Raw genomic sequence first — 23,493 nt, 5'->3', positions numbered from 1 at the left:
GCGGTTGCCATTTTTGATTAGGCAGCCATTTGGCTGCATGTATGGGACCGCGCCGGGCGGCGCGTGCGTATCCGGGATGGCGAAGAGATGGACGAGGTCTTCAGGGCGCTGGCCGACCCCGGCCGCCGCCGGCTGCTGGACAGTCTGAACGCGCGGAACGGGCAGCGCCTCCGGGAGCTGTGCGACGAGCTCGACATGGCCAGGCAGTCGGTCAGCAAGCACCTCGCGGTGCTGGAGGCGGCGAATCTGGTCACCACGGTCCGCAGCGGCCGGGAGAAGCTGCACTACCTCAACGCCGAGCCCATCAACGCCATCGCCGAGCGCTGGATCCGCCAGTACGACCGCGAACGGGCCGGCGCGCTCGCCGACCTGAAACGAGCATTGGAGCAACCCCCCATGTCCGAGGACACGAGCGGGACCGCCCCCGGGGACACCGGCGACGGCACGGAGTTCGTCTACACCACGTACATCGCCACCACCCCCATGCGGCTCTGGGAGGCGCTCACCGAGCCGGCCTTCACCCGGCGCTACTGGGGCGTGGCCTTCGAGACCGACTGGCGGCCCGGTTCGCCGCTCGTCTGGAACGAGGCGGGCAGCGGGCCCATCGAGCACCCCGAGCAGGTGGTGCTGGAGGCCGAGCCCGGCAAGCGGCTGTCCTACACCTGGCACACCTTCACCCGGCAGTGGGCCGAGTCCGTCGGGCTCGACGAGGAGCTGCGCGCGAAGCTCGCGGCCGAGCCGCGCTCGCAGGTCACCTTCGACATCGAGCCGGTCGGCGAGGGCGGCGAGATGGTCAAGCTCACCGTGGTGCACGGCGGCTTCGGGCCCGACAGCACCGTGCGCGAGATGTGCAGCGGGGGCTGGCCCGCGATCATCTCCAGCCTCAAGTCCCTGCTGGAGACGGGCGAGCCGCTGCCGGAGGGCTGAGCCGACGCGGCGCCCCTGCCGCGTCCACCGGCTCCGGGGGGGGAGCCCCCTTCTCAACGTCCCCGCCGCGCCCTACTGTCCGGGGCATGGCCACCGCAGCCTCTCTCTTCGCCCCGCGGTCACCCGGCTTCGTCGCCGATCCCTATCCGGCGTTCGCCGCACTGCGCGAGCGTGGCCGCGTCCACTTCAACGAGCCGACCCGGCAGTGGCTGATCCCGCACCACGCGGACGTCGCGGCACTGCTGAGGGACCGGCGCCTCGGCCGCACCTACCGGCACCGCTTCGCGCACGAGGACTTCGGGCGTACGGCGCCGCCCGCGGCACACGAGCCGTTCCACACCCTCAACGACAACGGGATGCTGGACCAGGAACCGCCCGACCACACGCGGGTGCGGCGCCTGGTCTCCACGGCGTTCACCCCGCGCAGGGCCGAGCGGCTGCGCCCGTACGTGGAAGGACTGGCCGCGGAGCTGGCCGACGGACTGCTCGCCGCGGGCGGCGGCGATCTGGTCGCCGACTTCGCCGAGCCGTTCCCCGTCGCGGTGATCGCCGAGCTGCTCGGCGTGCCCGCGGCCGACCGCCCGCTGCTGCGCCCCTGGTCGGCCGCCATCTGCGGGATGTACGAGCTCAACCCCGGCGAGGAGACGGCCGAACGCGCCGTGACCGCCTCCCGCGAATTCTCGGACTACCTGCGGGAGTTGATCGCCGCGCGCCGCGAAGCGCCCGGCGACGACCTGGTCAGCGCCCTGATCGCCGCGCACGACGAGGGCGAGCGGCTGTCGGAGCAGGAGATGGTGTCCACCTGCGCGCTGCTCCTCAACGCGGGCCACGAGGCCACCGTGCACTCGATCACCACCGGCTGGTGGCACCTCCAGCATCACCCGGACCAGCTCGCCGCCCTGCGCGCCGACCCGGACCTGATGCCCTCGGCCGTCGAGGAGCTGCTGCGCTACGACACCCCGCTCCAGCTCTTCGAGCGCTGGGTGCTGGAGGACATCGAGGTGGGCGGCGTACGGATTCCGCGCGGCGAGGAGGTGGCCATGCTGTTCGGCTCGGCCAACCGCGACCCCGCGGCCTTCGACGGCCCGGAACGCCTCGACCTCGCCCGCCCCGTCAACCCGCACCTCTCCTTCAGCGCGGGCATCCACTACTGCCTGGGCGCGCCCCTGGCCCGGGTCGAACTCGCCGCCGCCTTCGACACCCTGATCCGCCGGACCGCTCACCTGCGCCCGGTCTCCGGCACCCCGCGCTGGCGCCCCAACTTCGTGATCCGCGGGATGGAGCGGCTGCCGGTCACCTGCTGACCACCACTCACCGGGCGCCCGCGCCGCAGCTCACCGGGCGCCCGCGCCCGCGGCGAGGTAGTCCCCGAAGGTCACCGTGCCGACCGCGCGGTCCGGGCACAGATTGACACCGCGCCGGAAGGCCGCTGCCGCCTTGCCCGGCAGCGGAAGGGGTACGTAGCGGCCCCGCGCACCCGTGGCGCGCTGTGCCATCGCGGTCAGTTCGCCCAGCGTGTAGATCTCGGGCCCGCCCATGTCCGGAACCCGGCCCGCGGGCGGCCCCTGCGCCAGCTCCGCGAGCCTGGCGGCCACTTCGGACACCTCGACGGGCTGGAAGCGGAACCCCTTCGCCCCCACCACGACCGGCAGCCGCCGCTGGGCGCTGACCAGCCCCGCGAGCAGGTCGTGGAACTGGGTGGCCCGCAGGACGGTCCACGGGAGGGGCGAGGTCGCGATGAGGCGCTCGGCCGCGTACTTCGCGCGGTAGTAGAAGAACGGGTTCCGGTCCACGCCCACGATGGAGATGTAGACCAGGTGCGGCAGCGCGGCCCCGCCGCGCCGCGCCGCGCTCTCCGCCGCCTCGATCAGCCGCCGGGTGCAGGCCACCTCGTGCCGGGGCGAGGTCGCGCAGTGCACGATCACCGAGACGCCCTCGACGGCGGCGTCGAGGCCCTGCCCCGTGGTGAGGTCGGCGACGGCCCACGCGTACGGCCGCTCGTCCTCCGCGCGCCGCGGCCGCCGGCTCATCACCCGTACCGCGGCGCCGTCGGCCAGCAGCCGGTCCACGAGCGGCCGTCCCAGCGTGCCCGTGCCGCCCGTGACAAGAACGGTCCCCTCGGCCATGGCCCCTCCTCGCGGGAAGACGACTCAGGACAGCTTGCCACCGGAGGGCCGCCGCGGCCCGTGGCGGAGCGCCCGCTTGCCTTGGAGCGCGCTCCAAGTCGTAGCTTCACTGCGTACGGAAGACGTACGGAAACCCGCCCCGCCGCACCCCGGAGAAGACCATGACCTCCTCGCTCCCCACCCGCCGCCTCGGCGCCCTCGAAGTCTCCGCGCAGGGGCTCGGCTGCATGGGCATGAGCCACGGCTACGGCAGCTCGGACGACGCGCAGTCGGTCGCGACGCTGCACCGCGCCCTCGACCTCGGCGTGACCCTCCTGGACACCTCCGACTTCTACGGCGCGGGCCACAACGAGGAGCTGATCGGCCGCGCCCTGGCGGAGCCCCGGCACCGCGAACGCGCCGTGCTGGCCACCAAGTTCGGCTTCGCCAACGCGCTCGGCGAGCCCACCGCGATCCGCGGCGACGCGGCGTACGTGCGCCAGGCGTGCGAGGCCTCGCTGCGCCGACTCGGCGTCGACCACATCGACCTCTACTACCAGCACCGGGTCGACCCCGAGGTGCCGATCGAGGAGACCGTCGGCGCCATGGCGGAGCTGGTACGCGAGGGCAAGGTCCGGCACCTGGGGCTCTCGGAGGCGGGCGCCGAGACCATCCGCCGGGCCCACGCGGTGCACCCCATCGCCGCGCTGCAGAGCGAGTGGTCGCTGTGGACGCGGGACCTGGAGGACGGGATCGCGCCGCTGTGCCGGGAGCTGGGCATCGGCCTCGTACCGTTCTCGCCGCTCGGCCGCGGCTTCCTCACCGGCCGCTACACCAGCGTCGACGGGCTGGCCGAGGGCGACATGCGCCGCAACCAGCCGCGCTTCGCCGACGGCAACCTGGAGCGCAACCTCGCCATCGTGGAGCGCCTCGACGCGCTCGCGGCGGAGAAGGGCGTGACCGCCGGGCAGCTCGCGCTCGCCTGGGTGCAGCACCGGGGCGAGGACGTGGTGCCCATCCCCGGCACGCGCCGCGAGAAGTACCTCGCCGAGAACCTCGCGGCCCTGGACATCGCCCTCACCCCCGAGGAGCTGGCGGGCATCGAGTCGGCCGCGCCCCGCGAGGACGTCGCGGGCGACCGCTACGACGCCAACAGCGCCGCGTACGTGGGCCGTTGATCCGGCGGGGGGGGGCTCACCCCTCCAGGCTCAGGCTCCAGTCACCCGGCCGCCCGGTGAGGGTCGCCGTGGAGAGCGGCTGGACGTCGAGGTGCCAGTACGCGTGCGGCGGCGCGCTCAGCGCGTAGCAGAGCGCCGCGCGCACCACCGAGGGCTCGGCGACCGCGACGGCCCAGCCGTCATCGCCGACGGGCCGGGTGTCGAGCCAGCCGCCGATGCGCCGTATGAAGGCGAGCAGGGTCTCCCCGCCGTGCGGCGCGGCGCGCGGATCGGCGAGCCACTGGCTCACCGCTGCCGACTCGGACTCGGCGACCTCCGGCAGCGTGCGGCCCTGCCAGCGGCCCATGTCGCAGTCGCGCAGGGCCGGTTGGGCCAGCGGGGTCAGGCCCAGCACCTCGCCGGTGTCCCGGCAGCGCGGCGCGGGCGAGCAGTAGCGCAGCTCGGCGGCCGCCAGATGCGCGTACGCGGGCACCTTGCGGCGCACCGCGTCCCAGCCCACCGGGTCCAGCGGCCGCTCGTCGCCGAAGCGCACGTCGAGCACGGCGGAACTCAGGGCGGCGGCGACCAGCGTGACGCGTGAGCGCATTGAGGGATCGTAGAGCGCATACGCCCCCGTGTTCGATAGTCGGCGGAGAAATCGGTGCGGGCCCTGGACGCCCGTACGGGGACGGGGCGCCCGCACCGCTCCGCGCTGGACACCCCTGGCCTGCCCGTACGCCGTTTCCGCGCCGCGTCCACGTACCGTCTACGCCCTCCCGTAGATCTCCTCGTACGCGGTACGCAGGCGGCGCACCCCCTCGGCCACGTCCTGCTCGGCCGCCGCGGGCGCGAAGGTGATCCGCAGGTGCGGGGCCGGGGGTTCGGCGGGGAAGTACGGGGCGCCGGGCGCGACGGCGACCCCGGCCCGCATCGCGGCGGCGACGAGCACGCGCTCCTCCACGCCCTCGGGGAGCCGCACCCACAGGTGGTAGCCGCCGCGGGGCGCGTGCGCCAGGTGCAGCGCGGGCAGTTCACGGGCCAGCGCGGTGAGCATGACCTCGCGCCGCTGCCGCAACTTGCCCGCGACGGCGCGCAGATGGCGGCCCCAGGAGGGCGAGCCGACGAGTTCGAGCGCGGCCTCCTGGAGAGGGCGCGGCACGAAGAAGCTGTCCACGACCTGCACCGCGCGCAGCCGCTCCAGCACGGGCCCGCGCGCGGCGAGCGCGCCCACGCGCAGGCTGGGCGAGGCGGGCTTGGTGAGCGAGCGCACGTGCACCACCACGCCGTCCGGGTCCTCGGCGCGCAGCGCGGGCGGCAGCGGCCCGGCGTCCTCGTGCCCGAGGTGGCGGGCGAAGTCGTCCTCGACCACGAAGGCGCCCGACTCCCGCGCCACGCGCAGCACTTCGGCGCGCCGCTCGGCCGACAGCACGGCGCCCGTCGGATTCTGGAAGAGCGGCTGGCACACGAAGACCCGCGCCCCGCTCCCCCGGAACGCCGCCTCCAGCAGCTCGGGCCGCACCCCCTCGGCGTCCACCGGTACGGGCACGGGGCGCAGCCCCGAGGCGCGGGCGGCCGCCAACGTGCCGGGATAGGCGGGCGATTCGACCAGCACGGCCGCGCCCGGCGCCGCGAGCGCCCGCAGCGCGGTGGTCAGCGCGCTCTGGCCGCCCGCCGTGATCAGTACGTCGGAGGCGTGCACCGCGCCGGAGTGACCGCCGATCTCCCGCGCGAACCAGCCGCGCAGCTCCCCCACACCCTCAACGGGCGGCCTGCCCCAGGCGCCCGGGCGCCGCGCGGCCCGCGCCATCGCGGCGGCCAGTGCGCGCTCGGGGCGCCAGCTCTCCGGCAGATAGCCGCCGTTCAGCTCGATCACGCCGGGCGGCGGAACGGTGAGCGTGGCGCTCACCCCCTGCGCGTCCACGCTGCGCGGCACCTGGTCGCCCGACGGGTCGGCGCTCAGCGCCACCTCCTGCCACGAGGTGTCGCCCGCGGGCGTCCGCTCCGGGTGCGGCTCGGCGCGGTAGGCCCCCGAGCCCGGGCGGGTGACCACGAGGCCCTCGGCGGTGAGGGTGGAGAGCGCGCGGGAGACGGTGACCGGGCTGACCCGGTACCGCTCCACGAGCGCGCGACTCGACGGCAGCTTCTCTCCCGGGGAGTAGCGGTCGAGATCCCGCCGGAGAGCGGTGGCCAATTCACCCACACTGCTACGCTGTTGCATGACAGCACAGGATAGCGCTACCGATCAGACACCGATAGCGGTTCCCCTCCCGGAGAGCGGGAAGGCACCTCGTACGGAGCGCGCCACGGCTCCCGAGGGCTCTCCCGGGGGCTCCTCCGCGACCCCGCGCGGCGGTCTGCTCGCCGCCGCCCTCGGCGTCGTCTGCTTCTCCCTCACCTTCCCCGGCACGGCCTGGGCCCTGGAGGGCTTCGGCCCCTGGACCTCGGTCACCCTGCGCACCGTGACCGCCGCCGCGGCCGCCGCCGTCCTGCTCGCGGTGCTGCGGGTGCCGGTGCCCGCGCGCCGCCACTGGCCGGGGCTGGCCGTGGCCGCCTCCGGCGTCGTGGCCGGCTTCCCCGTGCTGACCACCCTCGCGCTGGAGACCTCCAGCACCTCGCACGCCGCCGTGGTGGTGGGCCTGCTCCCGCTGACCACCGCCGTCTACTCCTCGCTGCGCACCGGGGCGCGCCCGTCCCCCGCGTTCTGGGCCGTCGCGCTCGCGGGCGCCGCCGTGGTGGTGGCCTTCGCCCTGTACGAGAGCGGCGGCGCTCCCACCAGGGCCGACCTCTACCTCGGCGGGGCGCTGCTGGTGTGCGCAGCGGGCTACGCGGAGGGCGGCCGCCTCGCCCGCGAACTCACCGGTCTCGAGGTGATCGGCTGGGCCCTCATCGGCAGCCTGCCGCTCGCCGTCCCCGCCGCGGCGCTGGCCCTGTGGGCCGAGCCCGTGCACGTCACCCCGCACGCGGTCGCGGGCCTGCTGTGGGTGTCCCTCGGCTCCACGCTCCTGGGGCTGCTGCTCTGGTACCGGGGCCTGGGCACCGCCGGCGTGGCCCGCGCCGGGCAGGTCCAGCTCGCGCAGCCGCTGCTCACCCTGGTGTGGTCGGTGCTGCTGCTCGGCGAGCGCCTGTCCCCCGCGGCGCCGCCCGCCGCGCTCGCCGTGCTGGTGGTCATCGTCCTCGTACAGCGCACCAAGGCCTGACAGGGCGCGAAAGGGGTCAACCCCGGCGGCCCGCCGTAGACTTGCCGCACGGCTCGATACGCCGTACCCATGGGAGTACGGCACTTCCGACCTGCACCTGCACCCTGCGGACAGGAGGGCAGTCCTGATGCGAGCGAATACGGGCGACCATCTGCTGATGCACGGCCGGGTCGTCGGACAGCACGACCGTGTCGCGGAGATCGTCGAGGTTCTGGGGCCCGACGGCGAGCCGCCGTACCGGGTGCGCTTCGAGGACGGCCACGAGACGGTCATGTCCCCGGGCCCCGACACCGTCATCAAGGAGCCGCACACCCGCGGGGAGCCGTAAGCGCGAGCGCGCGCCCACGGCACCTCGGAGGACGGCCGCCGCCCCGCGTACGGGGTGGCGGCCGTCCTGTGTGTGGGGGGCCGGTGCGCGTGGGCCGGTGTGCGGGGTTCGCGTACGGCTTGTGTACGGGATTGCGTGCGGGCTCGCGTTCGCGGGCCCGGCGGGTTCCCGTACGGCGCCTCGTACGCCCCATGGGGCACACTCCACACCCGCTCCACACGCCGGTGCGACCCGGAGGTAACGTCTGGCGTCGGGGCGGCAGAACCCGTGCGGCGACGGCGCCGCGGCGGGGCCGCCGGGACCGAGGACCAGCGAAAGGCACGAGGTGACGGACTCTATTGCCGACGTGGAACGCGTCGGAGTGGTGGGAGCCGGCCAGATGGGTTCGGGCATTGCCGAGGTGTGTGCGCGGGCCGGACTGGAAGTCATGGTCGCCGAGACCAACGGCGAAGCACTGGAGCTGGGCCGCACCCGGCTGGTGAACTCGCTGGACAAGGCGGCCGAGCGCGGCAAGCTCACCCGCGAGGAGAGCGACGCGGCGCTGAACCGGCTCAGCTTCACCACCGACCTCGGCGACTTCGCCGACCGCGATCTGGTGATCGAGGCGGTCATCGAGAACGAGCAGGTCAAGACCGAGATCTTCCAGGTTCTCGACCAGGTGGTGACCCGGCAGGACGCGATCCTGGCCTCCAACACCTCCTCCATCCCGCTGGTGAAGCTGGCCGTCGCGACCTCCCGTCCCGACCAGGTCATCGGCATCCACTTCTTCAACCCGGCGCCCGTGCAGCAGCTCGTCGAGCTGATCCCCGCGCTGACCACGGGGGACGAGACGATCAAGCGCGCCGAGGCGGCCATCGGCGGCATCCTGGGCAAGCACACCATCCGCGCCCAGGACCGCTCGGGCTTCGTGGTGAACGCGCTGCTGATCCCGTACCTGCTCTCCGCTGTCCGGATGTTCGAGTCCGGCATCGCGAGCCGCGAGGACATCGACAACGGCATGGAGATGGGCTGCGCCCACCCCATGGGCCCGCTCAAGCTCTCCGACCTGATCGGCCTGGACACGGTCGTCTCGGTGGCAGAGTCGATGTACGCCGAGTTCAAGGAGCCCCTGTACGCGGCGCCCCCGCTCCTCCAGCGCATGGTCGAGGCAGGCCGCCTGGGCCGAAAGACAGGCGCAGGCTTCTACGCCTACAACTGAGCCCCCGGCTCGATCCCGGGCCCCGACAACCTGCTGCACGCAGGCGGTTGGGGCCCTTTTTCATGCCCGGACGCCGGCCCGCGCACACTGATTGAATACGAAACAGTCACGAATCGAGCATGGGCCCCGCTCGCCCCTTTCCTTGGCAATTCCGGCGTATAGCATCCTGCTTCGCTCTTATCCCAAGGGGGGATCTGCCATGACAAACCAGCAACAGCCGCCATTTCAGCCGCAACAGCCGTATCAGCAGCAGTACCCGCAGCAGCCTCAACAGCCGTTCGGGCAGGCTCCGTTCCAGCAGCAGCCCTTCCCGCCGCAGCCGCCGCAGAAGAAGTCGGGCGCGGGCAAGAAGGTGGGGCTCGGGTGTCTCGGCGTCGTCGCCGTGTGCGTCCTGATCGGGATCGGCAGCGCGGCGATGTCCGGCGGCGGCGAGGACGGCGATGCCACCGCCTCCACGTCGGAGGCGAAGGACGCCGGTCAGAAGGCCGAGAAGCAGAGCCAGGCGGACCAGTTCAAGGCGTACGTGAGCAAGAACGGCTCTCCCGCCGAGAAGAAGGCCGTCGCGCACGTGACCAAGGTGCAGGGTGCCGGCGAGCAGAACGACGTGCTCGACGCCGCCGACATCTACACCGACTACGCGGGCGGCCTCACCGGCGCGCACACCGGCGAAGGCAAGCTCCTCGCCTCGGCCTTCGCCGACTGGAAGGACAGCGAGAACGGCCTGGTCACGGTCTACGACAAGGACGGCGAGATCCTGTCCAACGGCAACTTCTGACGGGCGCGCGCCGGCCCGCCCTCAGCTCACCGTCGCCGTTCTGTCCGGGGCGGTGCACGGCGAAGGGGGCGGGGTGTGGGCCGGCGGATTCTCGTTGCGCAGGAGGAGCAGGGCAGCGTCGTCCGTGAAGTGATCGCCCGTGTGGGCGCGCAGGGCCGTTCGTACGGAGGCGATCACGGCCGCGGGGCAGGGCGCGGAAGCCAGGGCCGCGCGGAGCGTGGCGGCCAGGTCGAAGTACGTGCCGCGCGCGTCCCTCGCGTCCTCGGCCCCGTCGGTGTGCAGGAACAGCGCGTCGCCCGGCGGCAGATGGAGGCGCAGCGGCGCGGGGAGCGCGGCGGGGAGCGGGAAGAGGCCGAGCGGCGGCAGCGGTTCGGCCTCGGAGGCCGTGCCGCCGACGCTCGCGCCGCCGTCCGCCGAGAGGCGGTAGGGCCACGGGTGGCCGCAGTTGTGCGCGGCGACGGTGCCGTTCTCGCGGGCCTCCAGCAGCAGGACGGTGACGAAGTCCTCCGACACCGCCTCGTCGGCGCCCGTCCCATCCGCCCCCGCCCCGTACGACCCCGCGCCCCGCACCCGCAGATGGCGCCCCAGCCCGCGCTCCAGCCGGCGGAGCAGACCGTCGAGCTCGGCCTCGTCGTGCGCGGCCTCGCGGAAGGTGCCGAGCACCGCCGACACGGTGTCCAGCGCCGCCAAGCCGTGCCCGCGCACATCGCCCATGATCACCCGCACCCCGAACGGCGTGGCCACCGCGTCGTACAGATCACCGCCCACCTCGGCGCCCCGGGTGGCCGAGAGCTGGCCGGCGGCGACCGCGTACCCCTCCAGGCGCGCGGGCGGCGGACGCAGCAGGACCTCCTGCGCTGCGGTGGCGACCTCGCGCGCCCGGCTCAGCTCGCGGGTGAGGCTGCTGCGCCGTCGCGCGGCGAGATAGCTGGCGACGACGACGCAGAGGATCGCGGCGCAGGTGCCGAATCTGCTGCCCGTACCGATGTCGGCCGAGTCGCTGTGGAGCCAACTGACGTGCCCGGCCAGCGGGTTGAGCGGATAGAGCGCGAACAGGGCGCACGCGCCGCCGAACACCACCCCGCGCCGATGCCCCGTACCCGCGCAGGAGACGGCCGGCGTCGCGGCCAGCAGCGGGACCAGATTGACGTGCAGCGGCACCACATAGACCCAGGTCAGGATCGCGAGGACCCACAGCACGGGGGCCGCGAAGGGCAATGCCCTGCGGGCCGCGCACCCCCCGTGACCGCTTCCCGCCATCGCGCCGAGCCCCGTTCCCTCTACATCGCCGACCGTGACGATGGTGACCGAGCCATGGCCCAAGCCTCTGCCCGTCGTGGCCCCGCTCACCCGAATGAGTGAGCAGGGAACAGTGATCGGGGAACGGCACCCCGGAACGCACGAAGCGCGCGGCACCACGCCGCGCGCTCCGCACTCGTACGAGGCCGACGGCCGCTCTCGCAGCCGACACCCGCTCAGGCAGCTCAGGCCCCCCGCAGCACCGCCCCGGTCCGCTCGACAGCGGAGGCCACCGCGGCGTCGCGGGCCGCGCTCGCCTCGTCCGCCTTCAGCGTCCGGTCGGGCGCGCGGAAGCGCAGTGCGTACGCCAGGGACTTGCGGCCCTCGCCCACCTGCTCGCCGGTGAAGACGTCGAACAGCCGCAGCGATTCGAGGAGTTCACCCGCGCCGGCACGCAGCGCCGACTCCACGTCGGCGGCGGGCACCGAGGTGTCGACGATCAGCGCGACGTCCTGCGTGGCCACCGGGAACGTGGACACGTGCGGGCCCTCCACGACCCCGCCGCCCGCGCGCTCCACCACGTCGAGGTCGAGCTCCATCGCGGAGGTCCGCTCCGGCAGGCCGAGGGCCTTGAGCACCCGCGGGTGCAGCTCGCCCGCGTGGCCCGCGAGGGTGCGCTCGCCGTCGACCGTGACGTACAGCGCGGCGCAGCGGCCCGGGTGCCACGGCGCGTACTGCGCGCTCTCCACCGTGAGCTCGGTCCGCGCCTGGCGCGCGACGGTGCGCGCGGCCTCGACGGCGTCGGCCCATCCCGCGGTGCGGCCCTCGCCCCACCAGCCGGCGCGCTCACGGGAGCCGGAGAGCACCGCTGCGGCGTACCGCGGCTGCTCGGGGAGCGCGGCGTCCATCGCCGCGATCTCCTCGTCGGTCGGGCGGCCCTCGACGCTGAGCCGCACCGGGTCCTTCTCCTCGCCGGTCGGCAGGAAGACCAGGCCGGTCTCGAAGAGGGCGAGGCCGCCGTCGGCGCTGCCCCGGCCGTCGTTCCGCCGCAGCGCGCCGAGCAGGCCGGGCAGCAGCGTGGTGCGCAGCGCCGGCTCCTCGTCGGAGAGCGGGTTGACCAGCTTGACCGTACGGCGGCGCCGGTCGCCCGCGTCCAGCCCGAAGGCGTCCCACGAGGCGTCCCCGATGAAGGGGTAGTTGAGCACCTCGGTGTACCCGGTGCCGGCCAGCGCGCGGCCGACCCTGCGGTGCAGCCGCTGCCGCTCGGTCAGGCCGCGCCCGGCGGGGGGCTTGGGCAGCGTGGAGGGCAGGTTCTCATAGCCCTCAAGACGGATGACCTCCTCCGCGAGGTCGTTGATCTCGCGGAGGTCGGGCCGCCAGGACGGCACCGTCACGGTCAGCTCGTCCTGCCCGTACACATCGCAGCCCACGGCCTGGAGGCGGCGCACGACGGTCTCCCTGCCGTACGCCACGCCCGCGACCTTGTCCGGGTGGTCGGCGGCCATCTTGACCGTGTGCGGCCCGGACGGCGCGGTCACCTCGGTGACCCCGGCCTCGGCCGTGCCGCCCGCGAGCAGCACCAGCAGGTCGACGGTGCGCTGCGCGGCGGCAGCGGCGGCCTGCGGGTCGACGCCGCGCTCGAAGCGCCGGGACGCCTCGGAGCCGAGCCGGTGCCTGCGGGCCGTACGCGCGACCGAGACCGAGTCGAAGTGCGCGGCCTCCACCACGATGTCGGTGGTCCCGCGCCACTCCCCGGTCTCGGGGTCCTGCACGGGGTCGGCGATCTCGCTGTTGGCCCCGCCCATGACGCCGGCCAGGCCGATCGGGCCCGCGTTGTCCGCGATGACCAGGTCCTCGGCGTCCAGCGCGCGCTCGGTGCCCTCCAGGGTGGTGAGCTTCTCGCCCTGCTCGGCGCGGCGGACCGTGATCGGGCCGTCGATGCGGCTCTGGTCGTAGGCGTGCAGCGGCGAACCGAGCTCCAGCATCACGTAGTTGGTGATGTCCACCGGCAGCGAGACCGGGCGCATCCCGGCCTTCTGCAGGCGCCGCTGGAGCCAGATCGGCGACTTCGCGTCGGGGCGCAGCCCGGTGACGGTGCGCGCCGTGAAGCGGTCGCAGCCGCGCGGGTCGGCGACCTTGACCGGGTAGCCGAAGGAGTTCGGCGCGGGCACGTCCAGCAGCGCCGGGTCGCGGAGCTGGAGCCCGTACGCGGTGGCCGTCTCGCGGGCGATGCCGCGCATGGACAGGCAGTACCCGCGGTCGGGCGTGACGGCGATGTCCAGCACCTCGTCGACGAGCTCCAGCAGCTCGATCGCGTCGGTGCCGGCCTCGTGCTCGGGCGGGAGCACGATGATGCCGTCATGGTCGTCGCCCATGCCCAGCTCGGCCGCCGAGCAGATCATGCCCTCGGAGACCTTGCCGTAGGTCTTGCGCGCGGAGATCTTGAAGTCCCCGGGCAGCACGGCGCCGGGCAGGACCACGACGACCTTGTCGCCGACGGCGAAGTTCCGCGCGCCGCAGACGATGTTCTGCGGCTCGCCGGTGCCGTTGGCCTGGCCGACGTCCACCTGGCAGTAGCGGATCGGCTTCTTGAACTCGGTCAGCTCCTCGATGGCGAGCACCTGGCCGACCACGAGCGGGCCCTTGAGCCCCGCCCCGAGCTGCTCGACCGTCTCGACCTCGAGTCCGGCGGCGATCAGCTTCGCCTGGACGTCGCGGCCGGTCTCCCCCTCCGGCAGGTCCACGTACCCCCGGAGCCACGAAAGCGGCGCCCGCATCAGATCTCCATCCCGAACGGCCGGGTGAAGCGCACGTCACCCTCGACCATGTCTCGCATGTCCTCGACGTTGTGGCGGAACATCAGCATCCGCTCGATGCCGAACCCGAAGGCGAACCCGCTGTAGCGCGCGGGGTCCACCCCGCAGGCCGTCAGCACGCGCGGGTTGACCATTCCGCAGCCGCCCAGCTCGATCCAGCCCTCGCTGGAGCAGGTGCGGCAGGGCCGCTCCGGGTCGCCGACGGAGGCGCCGCGGCAGGCGAAGCAGACCATGTCCATCTCGGCGGACGGCTCGGTGAAGGGGAAGTACGAGGGCCGCAGCCGGGTCTCCAGGCCCTCGCCGAACAGCGCCCGCACCATGTGGTCGAGCGTGCCCTTGAGGTCCGTCATGGTCAGGCCCTCGTCGATCGCGAGCAGCTCGACCTGGGTGAAGACCGGGGTGTGCGTGGCGTCCAGCTCGTCGGTGCGGTAGACCCGCCCCGGGCAGATCACGTACACCGGCAGCTCGCGCTCCAGCAGGGAGCGGATCTGCACCGGCGAGGTGTGAGTGCGCAGCACCACGCCGCTGTCCTCCTCCTGCTTGCCCTCCTGGGGGCTCTGCACGAAGAAGGTGTCCTGCATGGAGCGCGCCGGGTGGTCGGGGCCGAGGTTGAGCGCGTCGAAGTTGAACCACTCCGTCTCCGCCTCGGGGCCCTCGGCGACCTCGTACCCCATCGCGACGAAGACGTCCTCGATGCGCTCGGAGAGCGTGGTCAGCGGGTGGCGGGCGCCTGCCGGGGTGCGGTCGTACGGCAGCGTGACGTCCACCGCCTCCTCGACCAGCACCCGCTCGTCGCGCTCCCGCTCCAGCTCCTCCTGGCGCAGCTTGAGCGCCTTGCTCACGGCGCCGCGTGCCTGGCCGACGCGCTTGCCGGCCTCGGCCTTGGCGTGCGGCGGGAGGGCTCCGATCTCACGGTTGGCGAGGGCCAGCGGGGAACGGTCGCCCGCGTGGGCCGCCTTCACCTCGCGCAGCGCCTCGAGATCCGCCGCGCCGGCGATGGCGGAGATCGCCTCGTCCTTGGCCCGGTCGATCTCTTCCGGTTTCAGTGCCTCGACCTCAACTGGGTCGTACGACTTATTGGGTGCCGACATCTCTTCCCGTGCTTCCGATTGGCTTGGCTGCGCGCCCTGCTCACACGTCCCGGCGCCCGGCCGGTGGTGCCGGACGATGCTGCGTGGTGCGATGCGAAAGGTGCCAAAGGTCGAGTCTAAAGGGACGCGTGGATTCCCTTGCACGGCCCTTGCGCGGGGCCCTGCGCGCGGGCGGAACAGGGCGCCCGTTGCGCCGCCCGCGGCCGCCGGTGAAGCCCGTGAGCGCCGCTCAGGCCATGAAGGCCGGTGCGCTCACGGGCAGGGTAAATCGGAACCTGGCGCCGCCGGCGCCGGGTGCGCGGTCCACCGTGATGGTGCCGCCGTGCGCCTCGACGATGCCCTTGACGATGTAGAGCCCCAGGCCCGTGCCGCCGCGCTTGCTGCCCCGCCAGAAGCGGGTGAAGACGCGGGTCATGGACTCCTCGGGGATGCCGGGCCCCTCATCGCTCACGGTCACCGCCGTCCCCTCGTCGCCGTTGCGCGTGGGTGCCGGGGCCACCTCGATGGTGACGGTGCCCTCGCCGTGCCGCACCGCGTTCTCCAGCAGGTTGCCGAGCACCTGGTCGATCTTGTCGGGGTCGGCCCACAGCTCGGGCAGTCCGTCGGCGATGTGCGTAGCGAACCGCCCGGCGGGCTGTCCGGCCGCCACGTGCGCCTCGACGTGTCGGGCCACCGCGGCGGCCAGATCGACGAGCTGGCGGCGCACCTCCAGGCGCCCCGAGTCGATCCGGGAGATGTCCAGGAGCTCGGCTATGAGCCGGGTCACGCGGTTCGCGTCCGCGTCCACGGTCTCCAGCATCAGCCGCTTCTGGTCGTCGTTGAACCGTTCCCACTTCGCGAGCAGCGTCGCGGTGAACCCCTTCACCGACGTCAGCGGCGACCGCAGCTCGTGCGCCACGGTCGCGATCAGCTCCGCGTGCCCGCGCTCGGTGCGGCGCCGCGCCTCGGTGCCCCGCAGCCCGACCACGAGCCGCTGCACGGGCCCGCAGGGCCGGGAGCGCACATAGCGCGCGGAGACCAGCACCTCGCGGCCGCCGGGCAGCAGCAGATTGCGCTCGGGCTGCCCGGTGCGGGTGGCCAGGCCGCCGTACGGATCGGTGAGCCGCCACCAGCGCTGGCCCTCCAGGTCCTCCAGGGGCAGCGCGCCGTCGATGGGGCGGCCCAGTGCCTCTTCGGGGGTACGGCCCGTGATGCGCGCGGCGGCGGCGTTGAAGCAGATGACCCTGCCGGTGCTGTCGGCCACCACGAGGCCGTCGGGAAGGTCGTCGGGGCCGATGCCCAGATCGCCGGGGTGGGGCGTCAACTCGCCCTGCTGCGGCGGGAGTCCGGCGAGCGCCTCGGCTCCGCCGGGTGCGGGGACGCGGCCTCCGGGCGGGCAGGGGGCGGCGGTGGGCAACCCGTGTGCACGCGCGTCGCTCGTGCCGACATCCATGCCCGTCGCACCCCCTTTTCGGGCTCCGCTCCCCCGGGCAGGACACCCTACTAGCTCGGGGTGACGGAACGGCACCCTCCACCGGAGCGCTGGGCACGGGCCGATGCATAGAGGCAAACGGCGGCAGCGGTGGCGAGGTTGAGGCTCTCCGCGGCGCCGTGAATCGGAACGCGCACCACCGCATCCGTGAGTGCGCGGGTCTCCTCCGGCAGCCCCCACGCCTCGTTGCCGAACACCCAGGCGGTGGGCGCCCCCATCCGCCCGGCGTCCAGCTCCTCGTCGAGGTCGCCCTCGCCCGCGCCGTCGGCGGCCAGCACCCGCACCCCGGCCTCGCCGAGCCCCCGCACGGCCTCCTCCACCGGCACCCCCACCACGACGGGCAGGTGGAACACCGAACCCACCGAAGCCCGCACCGACTTGGGGTTGTAGAGGTCCACCGAGGCGTCGGTGAGCAGCACGGCCTCGGCGCCCGCCGCGTCGGCGCAGCGCAGCACCGTACCGGCGTTCCCCGGGTCGCGTACGTTGGCGAGCACGGCCACCAGGCGGGGCCGCTCGGACAGCACCTCGCCCAGCGGGCGGTCGACGAACCGGCAGACCCCGACGAGCCCCTGCGGCGTGACGGTCTGCGCCAGCGAGGCGACGGTCGCCTCGTCCGCGAAGTGCACCCGCGCCTCCGCCCCGTACGCCGCCTCGACGATCTCCGGGTGCCGCTCGGCCGCCTCGACCGTCGCGAACAGCTCCAGCAGCGCGGGCCCCTCGGCGTCCCGGAAGCGCGCGGCCTCGCGCACCGCCTGCGGTCCCTCGGCCAGGAAGCGCCGCTCCTTGGCGCGGAAGTTCCGGCGCAGCAGCCGCCTGGCGGCGGCGACGCGGGCTGAGCGCGGGGAGATCAGTTCGGGGGTGGCCATGGGCGGTCGGCTCGCTCCTGGTTCGGTACGCGTGCGTACGGCAGGCGGGTGGACGAACGGGCGTCGGAACATGCGAAGGACCCGCAGGCCAGGCTGCGGGTCCTCACGTCACGCGCGGGGAAGAGCCGGTCAGGCGGCCTTCGGGGCGTTGACGTCGCTCGGCAGAGCCTTCTGCGCGACCTCGACGAGCGCGGTGAACGCGGCGGCGTCGTTGACCGCGAGCTCGGCCAGCATCTTGCGGTCGACCTCGACGTTGGCGGCCTTCAGACCCTGGACGAAGCGGTTGTAGGTGATGCCGTTCGCACGGGCGGCGGCGTTGATCCGCTGGATCCAGAGCTGGCGGAAGTCGCCCTTGCGCTTCTTGCGGTCGTTGTAGTTGTAGACGTAGGAGTGGGTGACCTGCTCCTTCGCCTTGCGGTACAGACGCGAACGCTGGCCGCGGTAGCCGCTGGCCTGGTCGAGGATCGTCCGGCGCTTCTTCTGTGCGTTGACTGCCCGCTTGACGCGTGCCACTTGATAACTCCTTGTAGGCGGGGGCCGGAGGCGCGCTGCGCGCTACGGCCCGGAACGAATGGGGTCCCGGTCGTGCGGGGTCTTACTTGCCGAGAAGCCTCTTCATCTTCTTGGCGTCTGCCGGGGCCATCTCGGTCTTGCCCTCAAGGCGACGCGTCAGCGTCGACGGCTTGTGCTCGAGAAGGTGGCGGCGACCGGCACGCTGGCGCATCACCTTGCCGGAGCCGGTGACCTTGAAGCGCTTGCGGGCACCACTGTGCGTCTTGTTCTTCGGCATGTCGCCGTTCTCTCCTCGTCGATGGGTCCCGGCACGGCTCGCCCGGAAGCGGGCATGCCGGAACTCACGGTGGTTCGGTTGGTTTCCCGGGGCGGGGTGCCCCCGGAGGGGGCTCACGCCTCGGCGGGCTCCTCGGCCGGCTCCTCAGCAGCGGTCTCGCCCTGCTGACGGGCCTCCTTGCGAGCAGCCTGGGCCTCGCGGGCCTCGGCCATCGCCTCGGTCTTCTTCTTGTGCGGACCGAGAACCATGATCATGTTCCGGCCGTCCTGCTTCGGGTTGGACTCGATGAAGCCGAGGTCGGAGACATCGTCCGCGAGCCGCTGCAGCAGCCGGAAGCCCAGCTCCGGGCGGGACTGCTCACGACCGCGGAACATGATCGTGATCTTGACCTTGTCACCCTGCTTGAGGAACCGGACGACATGACCCTTCTTGGTGTCGTAGTCGTGCGGATCGATCTTCGGCCGGAGCTTCATCTCCTTGATGACCGTGTGCGCCTGGTTCTTGCGCGCTTCACGGGCCTTCATGGCCGACTCGTACTTGAACTTTCCGTAGTCCATGAGCTTGCAGACCGGCGGACGTGCGTTCGCCGCCACCTCGACCAGGTCGAGGTCGTACTCCTGCGCAAGCTCCAGGGCCTTGGCAAGCGGCACGATGCCGACCTGCTCGCCACTGGGACCGACGAGTCGCACCTCGGGGACGCGAATCCGGTCGTTGATGCGGGGCTCGGCGCTGATGGGGCCTCCTCGGGTGCACCGCGCGGCCATCTGGCGAACGGCCGCACATGAGTCTGTTAATGGTGACCACCGAGCCGGACGCGAAAAACGCCCCGGACGGGACACATGCGGGGCTCCAATCGATCCGGAGCACCGACGCGTAACCGCGGGGCGCAGCCTGACCAGTGACCCGCGGCCCCACGGGGCCGTCAGGTGGGAAGTCGGAGCCTCCACTTGTGGGCCTTCGACGGGATCGCGCGGGAGAGCGCGGCTGTCTCAGGCCGGTCGATGTACCAGCATACCAGGGCCGGGGACCAGTCCCCACGGGCATGACGCCACCGGCCGGGGCATAGGCTGGGGCGCATGAGCGACGCCGCACCCTCCGGCCACTCCGGCCCCTCCGACACCACCGAGTCCGCAGCACCCTCGCAGGCAGCGGCGCCCGACTTCGACGGCATGACCCGCGACATCGCGGACGTACCCGCGGTCGAGGTCATCACCACCGTAGCCGTCCACCTGATGAGCTCCGCCGCGGTCAACCTCGGGCTGGCCGAGGAGGGCGAGCAGCACAAGGACCTGGACGAGGCGCGGAAGCTGATCACCGCGCTGGCGGGTCTTGTCACCGCGGGCGCCACCGAGATCGGCTCGTACCACGCGGCGCCGCTGCGCGACGGGCTCAAGTCGCTGCAGCTCGCCTTCCGCGAGGCCTCCGTTGTGCCGGACGAGCCGGGGCAGGGCCCCGGCGAGAAGTACACCGGGCCCGTGCACGGCTGACCGCCGCACCGCCCCTCCGACGTCCGAGGTTCCCGAGCCCGCTCAGCGCTTCGCCTGGGCGGGCTCCGCGTTGGCGAGGGCGTCCTCCGCCGGCACCTGCGGGTGCGTGAGCCGGTGCAGGCCCGCGGCCAGTACGCCGCCGACCAGCGGCGCGAGGATGAACAGCCAGATCTGCGCCAGTGCGTCGGCGCCCGCGAAGAGCGCGGGGCCGATGCTGCGCGCCGGGTTCACCGAGGTGCCGGTGAGCGGGATGCCGACGAGGTGGACGACCGCGAGGGCCATGCCGATGGGCAGGCCGTCGAAGCCGACCACGGCCACCTTGTGGGTGACCGACAGCACCACGTAGACCAGCATCGCGGTGAGCAGGATCTCGGCGACGAAGGCGCCGAAGGCGTTGATGTGCACGGTGGAGCGGTCGCCGAAGCCGTTGGAGCCGAAGGCGCCGTCCGTCTGCAGGCCCGGCACCTGCTTGGCGACCAGGAACAGCAGCAGGGCGCCGATGATCCCGCCGACGACCTGGGAGATCCAGTAGCGCACGGCGGTGTTCAGGTTCATGCGGCCGGCGACGACCATGCCGAGGGTCACGGCCGGGTTCACATGGCAGCCCGAGATGGGGCCGATCGCGTAGGCGAGGGCCAGCAGGGTGAAGCCGAAGGCGAGGGCGACGCCGAGGGTGCCGATGTAGGTCATGCCCAGCACGGCGGAGCCGACGGCGATGAAGACCAGCGCGGCCGTGCCGACCAGCTCGGCGGCGTACGGCTGCGGGCGGCTCTCCGCGTCGAAGAGCAGCGAGGCGGCCTCCGCCTTCCGGTCGCTCATCGACTTCTTGGGGTCGTTGGTGTCCGACGACTGGGACGTCATGGGTCCTCCCGTGGCGCGTGATGCTCACGTGGGTACGTGGCCGAGTGTCCGCCGCGGGTGGGCGGGACGCACGTCAGCGAGCGGGAGGCTCCGGTACGAGGCGGATCAGCGCAGGTAGAAGGCGTTCTCCGGGAGCCGGGTCTCGGGCGGGAGCAGGGCCAGGGACAGGCCGCGCTCCAGGCGGGAGCGCAGCGCCTCGTTCTCGGCGAGCGCGGTGGCGAGGCGGCGCACGGTGCCGCGCGCGTCCGCCTCGGGTACGAGGGCGAGCGCGAGGGTGGCGTCCGCGTCGGAGCCGCCCGGCGCGAGGTGGGCGCCCGCGACGTCAGGCTCGGCGGCCAGCATGCCGTGCAGCGCCTCGGTGACGGCGGGGTCGGTGAGCGGGCTGGTGCGGTTGCGGCCCTCGGCGAGCGCGTACAGGGCTGGGCCCGTGAGCTGGTACGGGACCGGGCCGGCGAGGTCGAGGACCAGGGTGTCGGCGCCCTCGTGGGCCAGGGCCTGGAGCGCCTGGTGCAGCGGGACGGCGACCGGGCGGGCGTCCTCGCGCCAGCGGGCGAGCGCGTCCGTGGAGGTGAACGCCGGCAGGGCCTTGCGGCCGCCGGGGGCCGTGAGGGTGGGGACCGCCATGTCGCTGCTCTTCTCGCGGCGCAGGCCGGTCTCCTCGTCGGTCTCCTCCTCGCCGAGCACGGCGACCACGGGGACCAGGAGGCGGGCCGTGCGGAGGGCCGTGAGGACGCGTTTCTCGGCCGCGTCGTCGTCCTGGTTCGCGTTCCAGGTGGTCAGGGCTTCGGCGAGAGCGGGGTCGGCGGAGCCGTCGTCCTCGGCGAAGGGGGAGTCGGGGATGTTCTTGAGCGCCACGTGGGTGAGCGTACCGGCGCGTGCGTGGTTGGCCGGGTTCGGGTCGGGGCTTCGCCCCTGACCCTGGATTCGGGGCTTCGCCCCGGGCCCCTTGGGTGCGTGGCTGGGCGGGTGCGAAGGCTTACGTTCCGGTGTGCCCACCCGTTCCGCCCCTTGCGGAACGACTGCCCACACCTCGGTGCGGGGGGGGGCGGGAGGCAGGCCGCGGTCAGCGGAGCTTGGTGCGGTGCAGTGCTACCGCTGCCGCGATCAGCAGTGTCCCCGTCACCGCTGCCACCAAGGCCGGCCAGGCGCTGTCCGGGCCCGGGCCCTTTCCGAAGTACTGGGTCTTGTAGTGGAGTTGGGCGGGGGCCTGGGCCCTCGGCTTCATGTGGGCGCCCACCTCTATCGCGGCCGAGGCGTCCACCACTCCGGTGCCCAGCGCGTCGCTGCGGCCGCCCTCGGGGGTGTGCGCCGCGGTCTCCGCGAGGAGCTGCTTGATCTGGGCCGGGCTCAGGTCGGGGTGGGCCGCGCGCACCAGGGCCGCTGTCCCCGAGGCGACGGCGGCCGCCGCGCTGGTGCCCCAGCCCTCGTAGTAGCGCCGGTCCGGGTCGGCGATCAGCACGTCCTTGCCGGGGGCGGCGAGCGTGGCGTACCAGCGGCGGGTCGAAAAGGAGGCGCGCGCGCCGTACTTGTCGACCGCGGCGACCGCGATCACGCCCGGATAGGCCGCCGGGTAGGAGATGTGGTCGCCCTTCTCGCCGCCGTTGCCCGAGGAGGCGATCACCACGGCGCCCTTGCGGAGCGCGTAGCGGACCGCGGCGTCCTCGCGCGCCTCGGGGTGCGCGGAGGAACTGTCGTCGCCCAGCGAGAGGTTGATGACGTCGGCGCCGTGGTCGGCGGCCCAGCGGATGCCCTGCGCCAGGGCGCTGCCGCGCTTCTCGCGCGCCTTCTCGCGCTGCGGGTCGCTCTCCTCCAGGAGCACCCGTACGGGGAGGATGCTGGCCTCGGGCGCGATGCCCATCACTCCGGCCTTGCCTCCCTTGCCGTGCCCGTGGCCTGCGACGATGCCCGCCATCGCGGTGCCGTGCCGCGCCCAGGGCCGGTCACCCTTCTTGGCGCCCATGCGGACGAAGTCCTTGCCCTTCTCGGCATTGCCCTTGATGTCGGGGTGCGAGGTGTCGACGCCGGTGTCGAGTACGGCGACGGTGACGCCCTTGCCCTTGGTGGTCTTCCAGGCGTCCCGCGCGTTCACGGCGTCCAGCGCCCACTGCTGCTTCTGTACGCCCTCGCCCTCCGCGTACGCGGTGCCGGCCGTGGCGGTGAGCGGGGCGACGGTGAGCAGCGGGGCGGCGAGGAGTACGAGCGCGCGCTGGGCCGCGCGGCGTGCCGCGGCACGCGAACGGGGGCGCGGGCGGGGGCTGTTCACCTGTCCTCACTTCCGGATGCGGGGTTCGTCCGCGCGCGCAGGCCGCGTTCGACGAGCTCGGCTATGCCGCGGGCGTCGTGGCCCAGGCCGGCCTGCGCCGCGGCGGAGTTCTCGCCGCGCTCGGTCGCCTCGGCCGCCGCCTGCGGGTCGCTGACCACGCGCCCGTCGGCGAACCCGGTGACCGAGTAGACGACGACGGGCGCCTCGGACATCGGGCGGATGCTCCAGCTCGCGCGCTGCGCGTCGCCGAAGTCGGCCGCGAGGGTGCCCCGCGCGGCGTACGGGCGGGGCATCAGGTCGCTGCGCCGGCCCAGGTCCTCGCGCGTGAAGCGCTGCCGCAGCGCGCGCATGCGGGCCTCGTCGGCGCGCGTGAACAGCAGGCCCACGGTGGTGACACTGGTGCTGGTCTCGTCCGCGTACGTGGCCCGCACCAGACGCTGGCAGCCGACCGGCGAGAGCGCCTCGGCGAGCAGCGGGTCGAAGGCGTGGGTGCAGGTGCTGTCCGGCGCGACGGCGACCCGCACCCAGCGGCGGTCGGCGCCGCCCGGGCCCGCGCCCGTGCCGTTGAGGGTGCGCGGGAAGAGCTGGTCGACGGGGAGGGTCTCCCACATGCCGCGGATGTGGTCGAAGTCGCCCTCGGCCGCGGCCTCCTTGGACTCGGCCGACATCCAGGCACCGACCCCGGCGCCGCCCAGCAGCCCTATGCCCAGGACGAGGCAGGCCGCCATGGCGACGGCGCGCGGCGCGGGCCGTTGCCGCAGGGCCGCGGCGAAGCCGCCGGTGTGGCGCGTGGCGTCCTGCGCGGGGTCGGGGGTGACGCCTGGTGGCGTGCCGGGCGCGGTGCCGGGCGCCGCGAACCGGCCCGTGTCGCCGAACGCGGGGAACTGCCCGGTGTCGCCGGGCGCGGGCGGCACGGGAGGCA

At 73.5% G+C, this 23,493-nt stretch carries 23 protein-coding genes; 8 read left to right on the top strand and 15 right to left on the bottom strand.

The features are described 5' to 3' along the window. The first annotated feature begins 87 nt into the window (after window positions 1–87). Together ABEE00_RS08235 and ABEE00_RS08230 are read left to right on the top strand one after the other, a co-directional pair. Window positions 88–927, top strand: coding sequence for an ArsR/SmtB family transcription factor (locus ABEE00_RS08235; protein WP_345744630.1), 840 nt, complete (start codon window positions 88–90; stop codon window positions 925–927). An 86-nt stretch (window positions 928–1,013) separates the two neighbouring features. After that, complete coding sequence (locus tag ABEE00_RS08230) at window positions 1,014–2,231, top strand: cytochrome P450 (protein WP_345744629.1); 1,218 nt, start codon at window positions 1,014–1,016, stop codon at window positions 2,229–2,231. Between the two features lie 30 nt (window positions 2,232–2,261). Here ABEE00_RS08230 and ABEE00_RS08225 read toward each other — a convergent pair whose 3' ends face one another. Further along, on the bottom strand, window positions 2,262–3,053 hold the full coding sequence (locus ABEE00_RS08225) for an SDR family oxidoreductase (protein ID WP_345744628.1): 792 nt from the start codon (window positions 3,051–3,053) through the stop codon (window positions 2,262–2,264). A 161-nt stretch (window positions 3,054–3,214) separates the two neighbouring features. Between ABEE00_RS08225 and ABEE00_RS08220 the strand changes: the two genes are divergently transcribed. Beyond that, window positions 3,215–4,210, top strand: a complete 996-nt coding sequence (locus ABEE00_RS08220; protein WP_345744627.1) for an aldo/keto reductase — start codon at window positions 3,215–3,217, stop codon at window positions 4,208–4,210. A gap of 16 nt (window positions 4,211–4,226) precedes the next feature. On the opposite strand, the gene ABEE00_RS08215 is transcribed toward ABEE00_RS08220, so the two are convergent. Both ABEE00_RS08215 and ABEE00_RS08210 read right to left on the bottom strand, forming a co-directional pair. Next, window positions 4,227–4,796: a histidine phosphatase family protein gene (locus ABEE00_RS08215; protein ID WP_345744626.1), complete on the bottom strand. Its 570-nt coding sequence runs from the start codon at window positions 4,794–4,796 to the stop codon at window positions 4,227–4,229. A gap of 159 nt (window positions 4,797–4,955) precedes the next feature. Beyond that, window positions 4,956–6,407 (bottom strand): aminotransferase-like domain-containing protein, encoded by a 1,452-nt coding sequence (locus tag ABEE00_RS08210; protein WP_345744625.1) that lies wholly within the window; start codon window positions 6,405–6,407, stop codon window positions 4,956–4,958. On the opposite strand from ABEE00_RS08210, the gene ABEE00_RS08205 reads away from it, so the two are divergent. The 4 genes from ABEE00_RS08205 (at window position 6,406) to ABEE00_RS08190 (ending at window position 9,687) form a co-directional block, all read left to right on the top strand. After that, complete coding sequence (locus ABEE00_RS08205) at window positions 6,406–7,386, top strand: DMT family transporter (RefSeq protein WP_345744624.1); 981 nt, start codon at window positions 6,406–6,408, stop codon at window positions 7,384–7,386. The two genes, ABEE00_RS08210 and ABEE00_RS08205, sit on opposite strands and share 2 nt — an antisense overlap. A gap of 127 nt (window positions 7,387–7,513) precedes the next feature. Then, the gene (locus ABEE00_RS08200) at window positions 7,514–7,714 is read left to right on the top strand and encodes a DUF1918 domain-containing protein (protein WP_345744623.1); all 201 of its coding nucleotides are present in this window, start codon (window positions 7,514–7,516) and stop codon (window positions 7,712–7,714) included. A gap of 337 nt (window positions 7,715–8,051) precedes the next feature. Continuing rightward, complete coding sequence (locus ABEE00_RS08195; protein ID WP_345744972.1) at window positions 8,052–8,912, top strand: 3-hydroxybutyryl-CoA dehydrogenase; 861 nt, start codon at window positions 8,052–8,054, stop codon at window positions 8,910–8,912. A gap of 199 nt (window positions 8,913–9,111) precedes the next feature. Further along, complete coding sequence (locus ABEE00_RS08190; protein ID WP_345744622.1) at window positions 9,112–9,687, top strand: hypothetical protein; 576 nt, start codon at window positions 9,112–9,114, stop codon at window positions 9,685–9,687. Between the two features lie 21 nt (window positions 9,688–9,708). Here ABEE00_RS08190 and ABEE00_RS08185 read toward each other — a convergent pair whose 3' ends face one another. The 8 genes from ABEE00_RS08185 to infC all read right to left on the bottom strand — a co-directional run bounded on the left by ABEE00_RS08185 (window position 9,709) and on the right by infC (window position 18,724). Then, window positions 9,709–11,010 carry a PP2C family protein-serine/threonine phosphatase gene (locus tag ABEE00_RS08185; protein WP_345744621.1) on the bottom strand — a complete coding sequence of 434 codons (1,302 nt, stop codon included), beginning with the start codon at window positions 11,008–11,010 and terminating at the stop codon, window positions 9,709–9,711. A gap of 161 nt (window positions 11,011–11,171) precedes the next feature. Beyond that, a complete protein-coding gene (gene pheT, locus ABEE00_RS08180; RefSeq protein ID WP_345744620.1) occupies window positions 11,172–13,703 on the bottom strand; it encodes a phenylalanine--tRNA ligase subunit beta in 2,532 nt (843 codons plus the stop codon). Then, window positions 13,703–14,833 (bottom strand): phenylalanine--tRNA ligase subunit alpha, encoded by a 1,131-nt coding sequence (pheS, locus tag ABEE00_RS08175; protein ID WP_345744619.1) that lies wholly within the window; start codon window positions 14,831–14,833, stop codon window positions 13,703–13,705. The genes pheT and pheS overlap by 1 nt, the downstream gene beginning before the upstream one ends. Window positions 14,834–15,062: 229 nt before the next feature. After that, entirely contained in the window at window positions 15,063–16,265 is a 1,203-nt protein-coding gene (locus ABEE00_RS08170; protein WP_345744618.1) for a sensor histidine kinase, read from the bottom strand. A 50-nt stretch (window positions 16,266–16,315) separates the two neighbouring features. Beyond that, window positions 16,316–17,170 carry a TrmH family RNA methyltransferase gene (locus ABEE00_RS08165; RefSeq protein ID WP_345744617.1) on the bottom strand — a complete coding sequence of 285 codons (855 nt, stop codon included), beginning with the start codon at window positions 17,168–17,170 and terminating at the stop codon, window positions 16,316–16,318. Between the two features lie 129 nt (window positions 17,171–17,299). Next, the gene (gene rplT, locus ABEE00_RS08160) at window positions 17,300–17,683 is read right to left on the bottom strand and encodes a 50S ribosomal protein L20 (RefSeq protein WP_345744616.1); all 384 of its coding nucleotides are present in this window, start codon (window positions 17,681–17,683) and stop codon (window positions 17,300–17,302) included. Window positions 17,684–17,765: 82 nt separating this feature from the next. Next, on the bottom strand, window positions 17,766–17,960 hold the full coding sequence (gene rpmI, locus ABEE00_RS08155) for a 50S ribosomal protein L35 (protein ID WP_345744615.1): 195 nt from the start codon (window positions 17,958–17,960) through the stop codon (window positions 17,766–17,768). 113 nt (window positions 17,961–18,073) lie between these two features. Further along, complete coding sequence (infC, locus tag ABEE00_RS08150; RefSeq protein WP_345744614.1) at window positions 18,074–18,724, bottom strand: translation initiation factor IF-3; 651 nt, start codon at window positions 18,722–18,724, stop codon at window positions 18,074–18,076. A gap of 312 nt (window positions 18,725–19,036) precedes the next feature. On the opposite strand from infC, the gene ABEE00_RS08145 reads away from it, so the two are divergent. Further along, window positions 19,037–19,447 carry a DUF1844 domain-containing protein gene (locus tag ABEE00_RS08145; RefSeq protein WP_345744613.1) on the top strand — a complete coding sequence of 137 codons (411 nt, stop codon included), beginning with the start codon at window positions 19,037–19,039 and terminating at the stop codon, window positions 19,445–19,447. A 42-nt stretch (window positions 19,448–19,489) separates the two neighbouring features. On the opposite strand, the gene ABEE00_RS08140 is transcribed toward ABEE00_RS08145, so the two are convergent. The 4 genes from ABEE00_RS08140 to ABEE00_RS08125 all read right to left on the bottom strand — a co-directional run bounded on the left by ABEE00_RS08140 (window position 19,490) and on the right by ABEE00_RS08125 (window position 23,485). Then, window positions 19,490–20,308, bottom strand: a complete 819-nt coding sequence (locus ABEE00_RS08140; protein WP_451918520.1) for an aquaporin — start codon at window positions 20,306–20,308, stop codon at window positions 19,490–19,492. A gap of 105 nt (window positions 20,309–20,413) precedes the next feature. Then, window positions 20,414–21,163 (bottom strand): SseB family protein, encoded by a 750-nt coding sequence (locus ABEE00_RS08135; RefSeq protein ID WP_345744612.1) that lies wholly within the window; start codon window positions 21,161–21,163, stop codon window positions 20,414–20,416. 208 nt (window positions 21,164–21,371) lie between these two features. Continuing rightward, window positions 21,372–22,571, bottom strand: coding sequence for a type VII secretion-associated serine protease mycosin (gene mycP, locus ABEE00_RS08130; RefSeq protein ID WP_451918519.1), 1,200 nt, complete (start codon window positions 22,569–22,571; stop codon window positions 21,372–21,374). Continuing rightward, the gene (locus ABEE00_RS08125) at window positions 22,568–23,485 is read right to left on the bottom strand and encodes a hypothetical protein (protein ID WP_345744611.1); all 918 of its coding nucleotides are present in this window, start codon (window positions 23,483–23,485) and stop codon (window positions 22,568–22,570) included. Before ABEE00_RS08125 ends, mycP begins: the two co-directional genes overlap by 4 nt. Between the last annotated feature and the right edge of the window lie 8 nt (window positions 23,486–23,493).

It is taken from the genome of Streptomyces odontomachicola (genome assembly GCF_039605595.1).
GTDB lineage: Bacteria > Actinomycetota > Actinomycetes > Streptomycetales > Streptomycetaceae > Streptomyces.
This window is presented reverse-complemented; position numbering and strand designations above follow the sequence as displayed.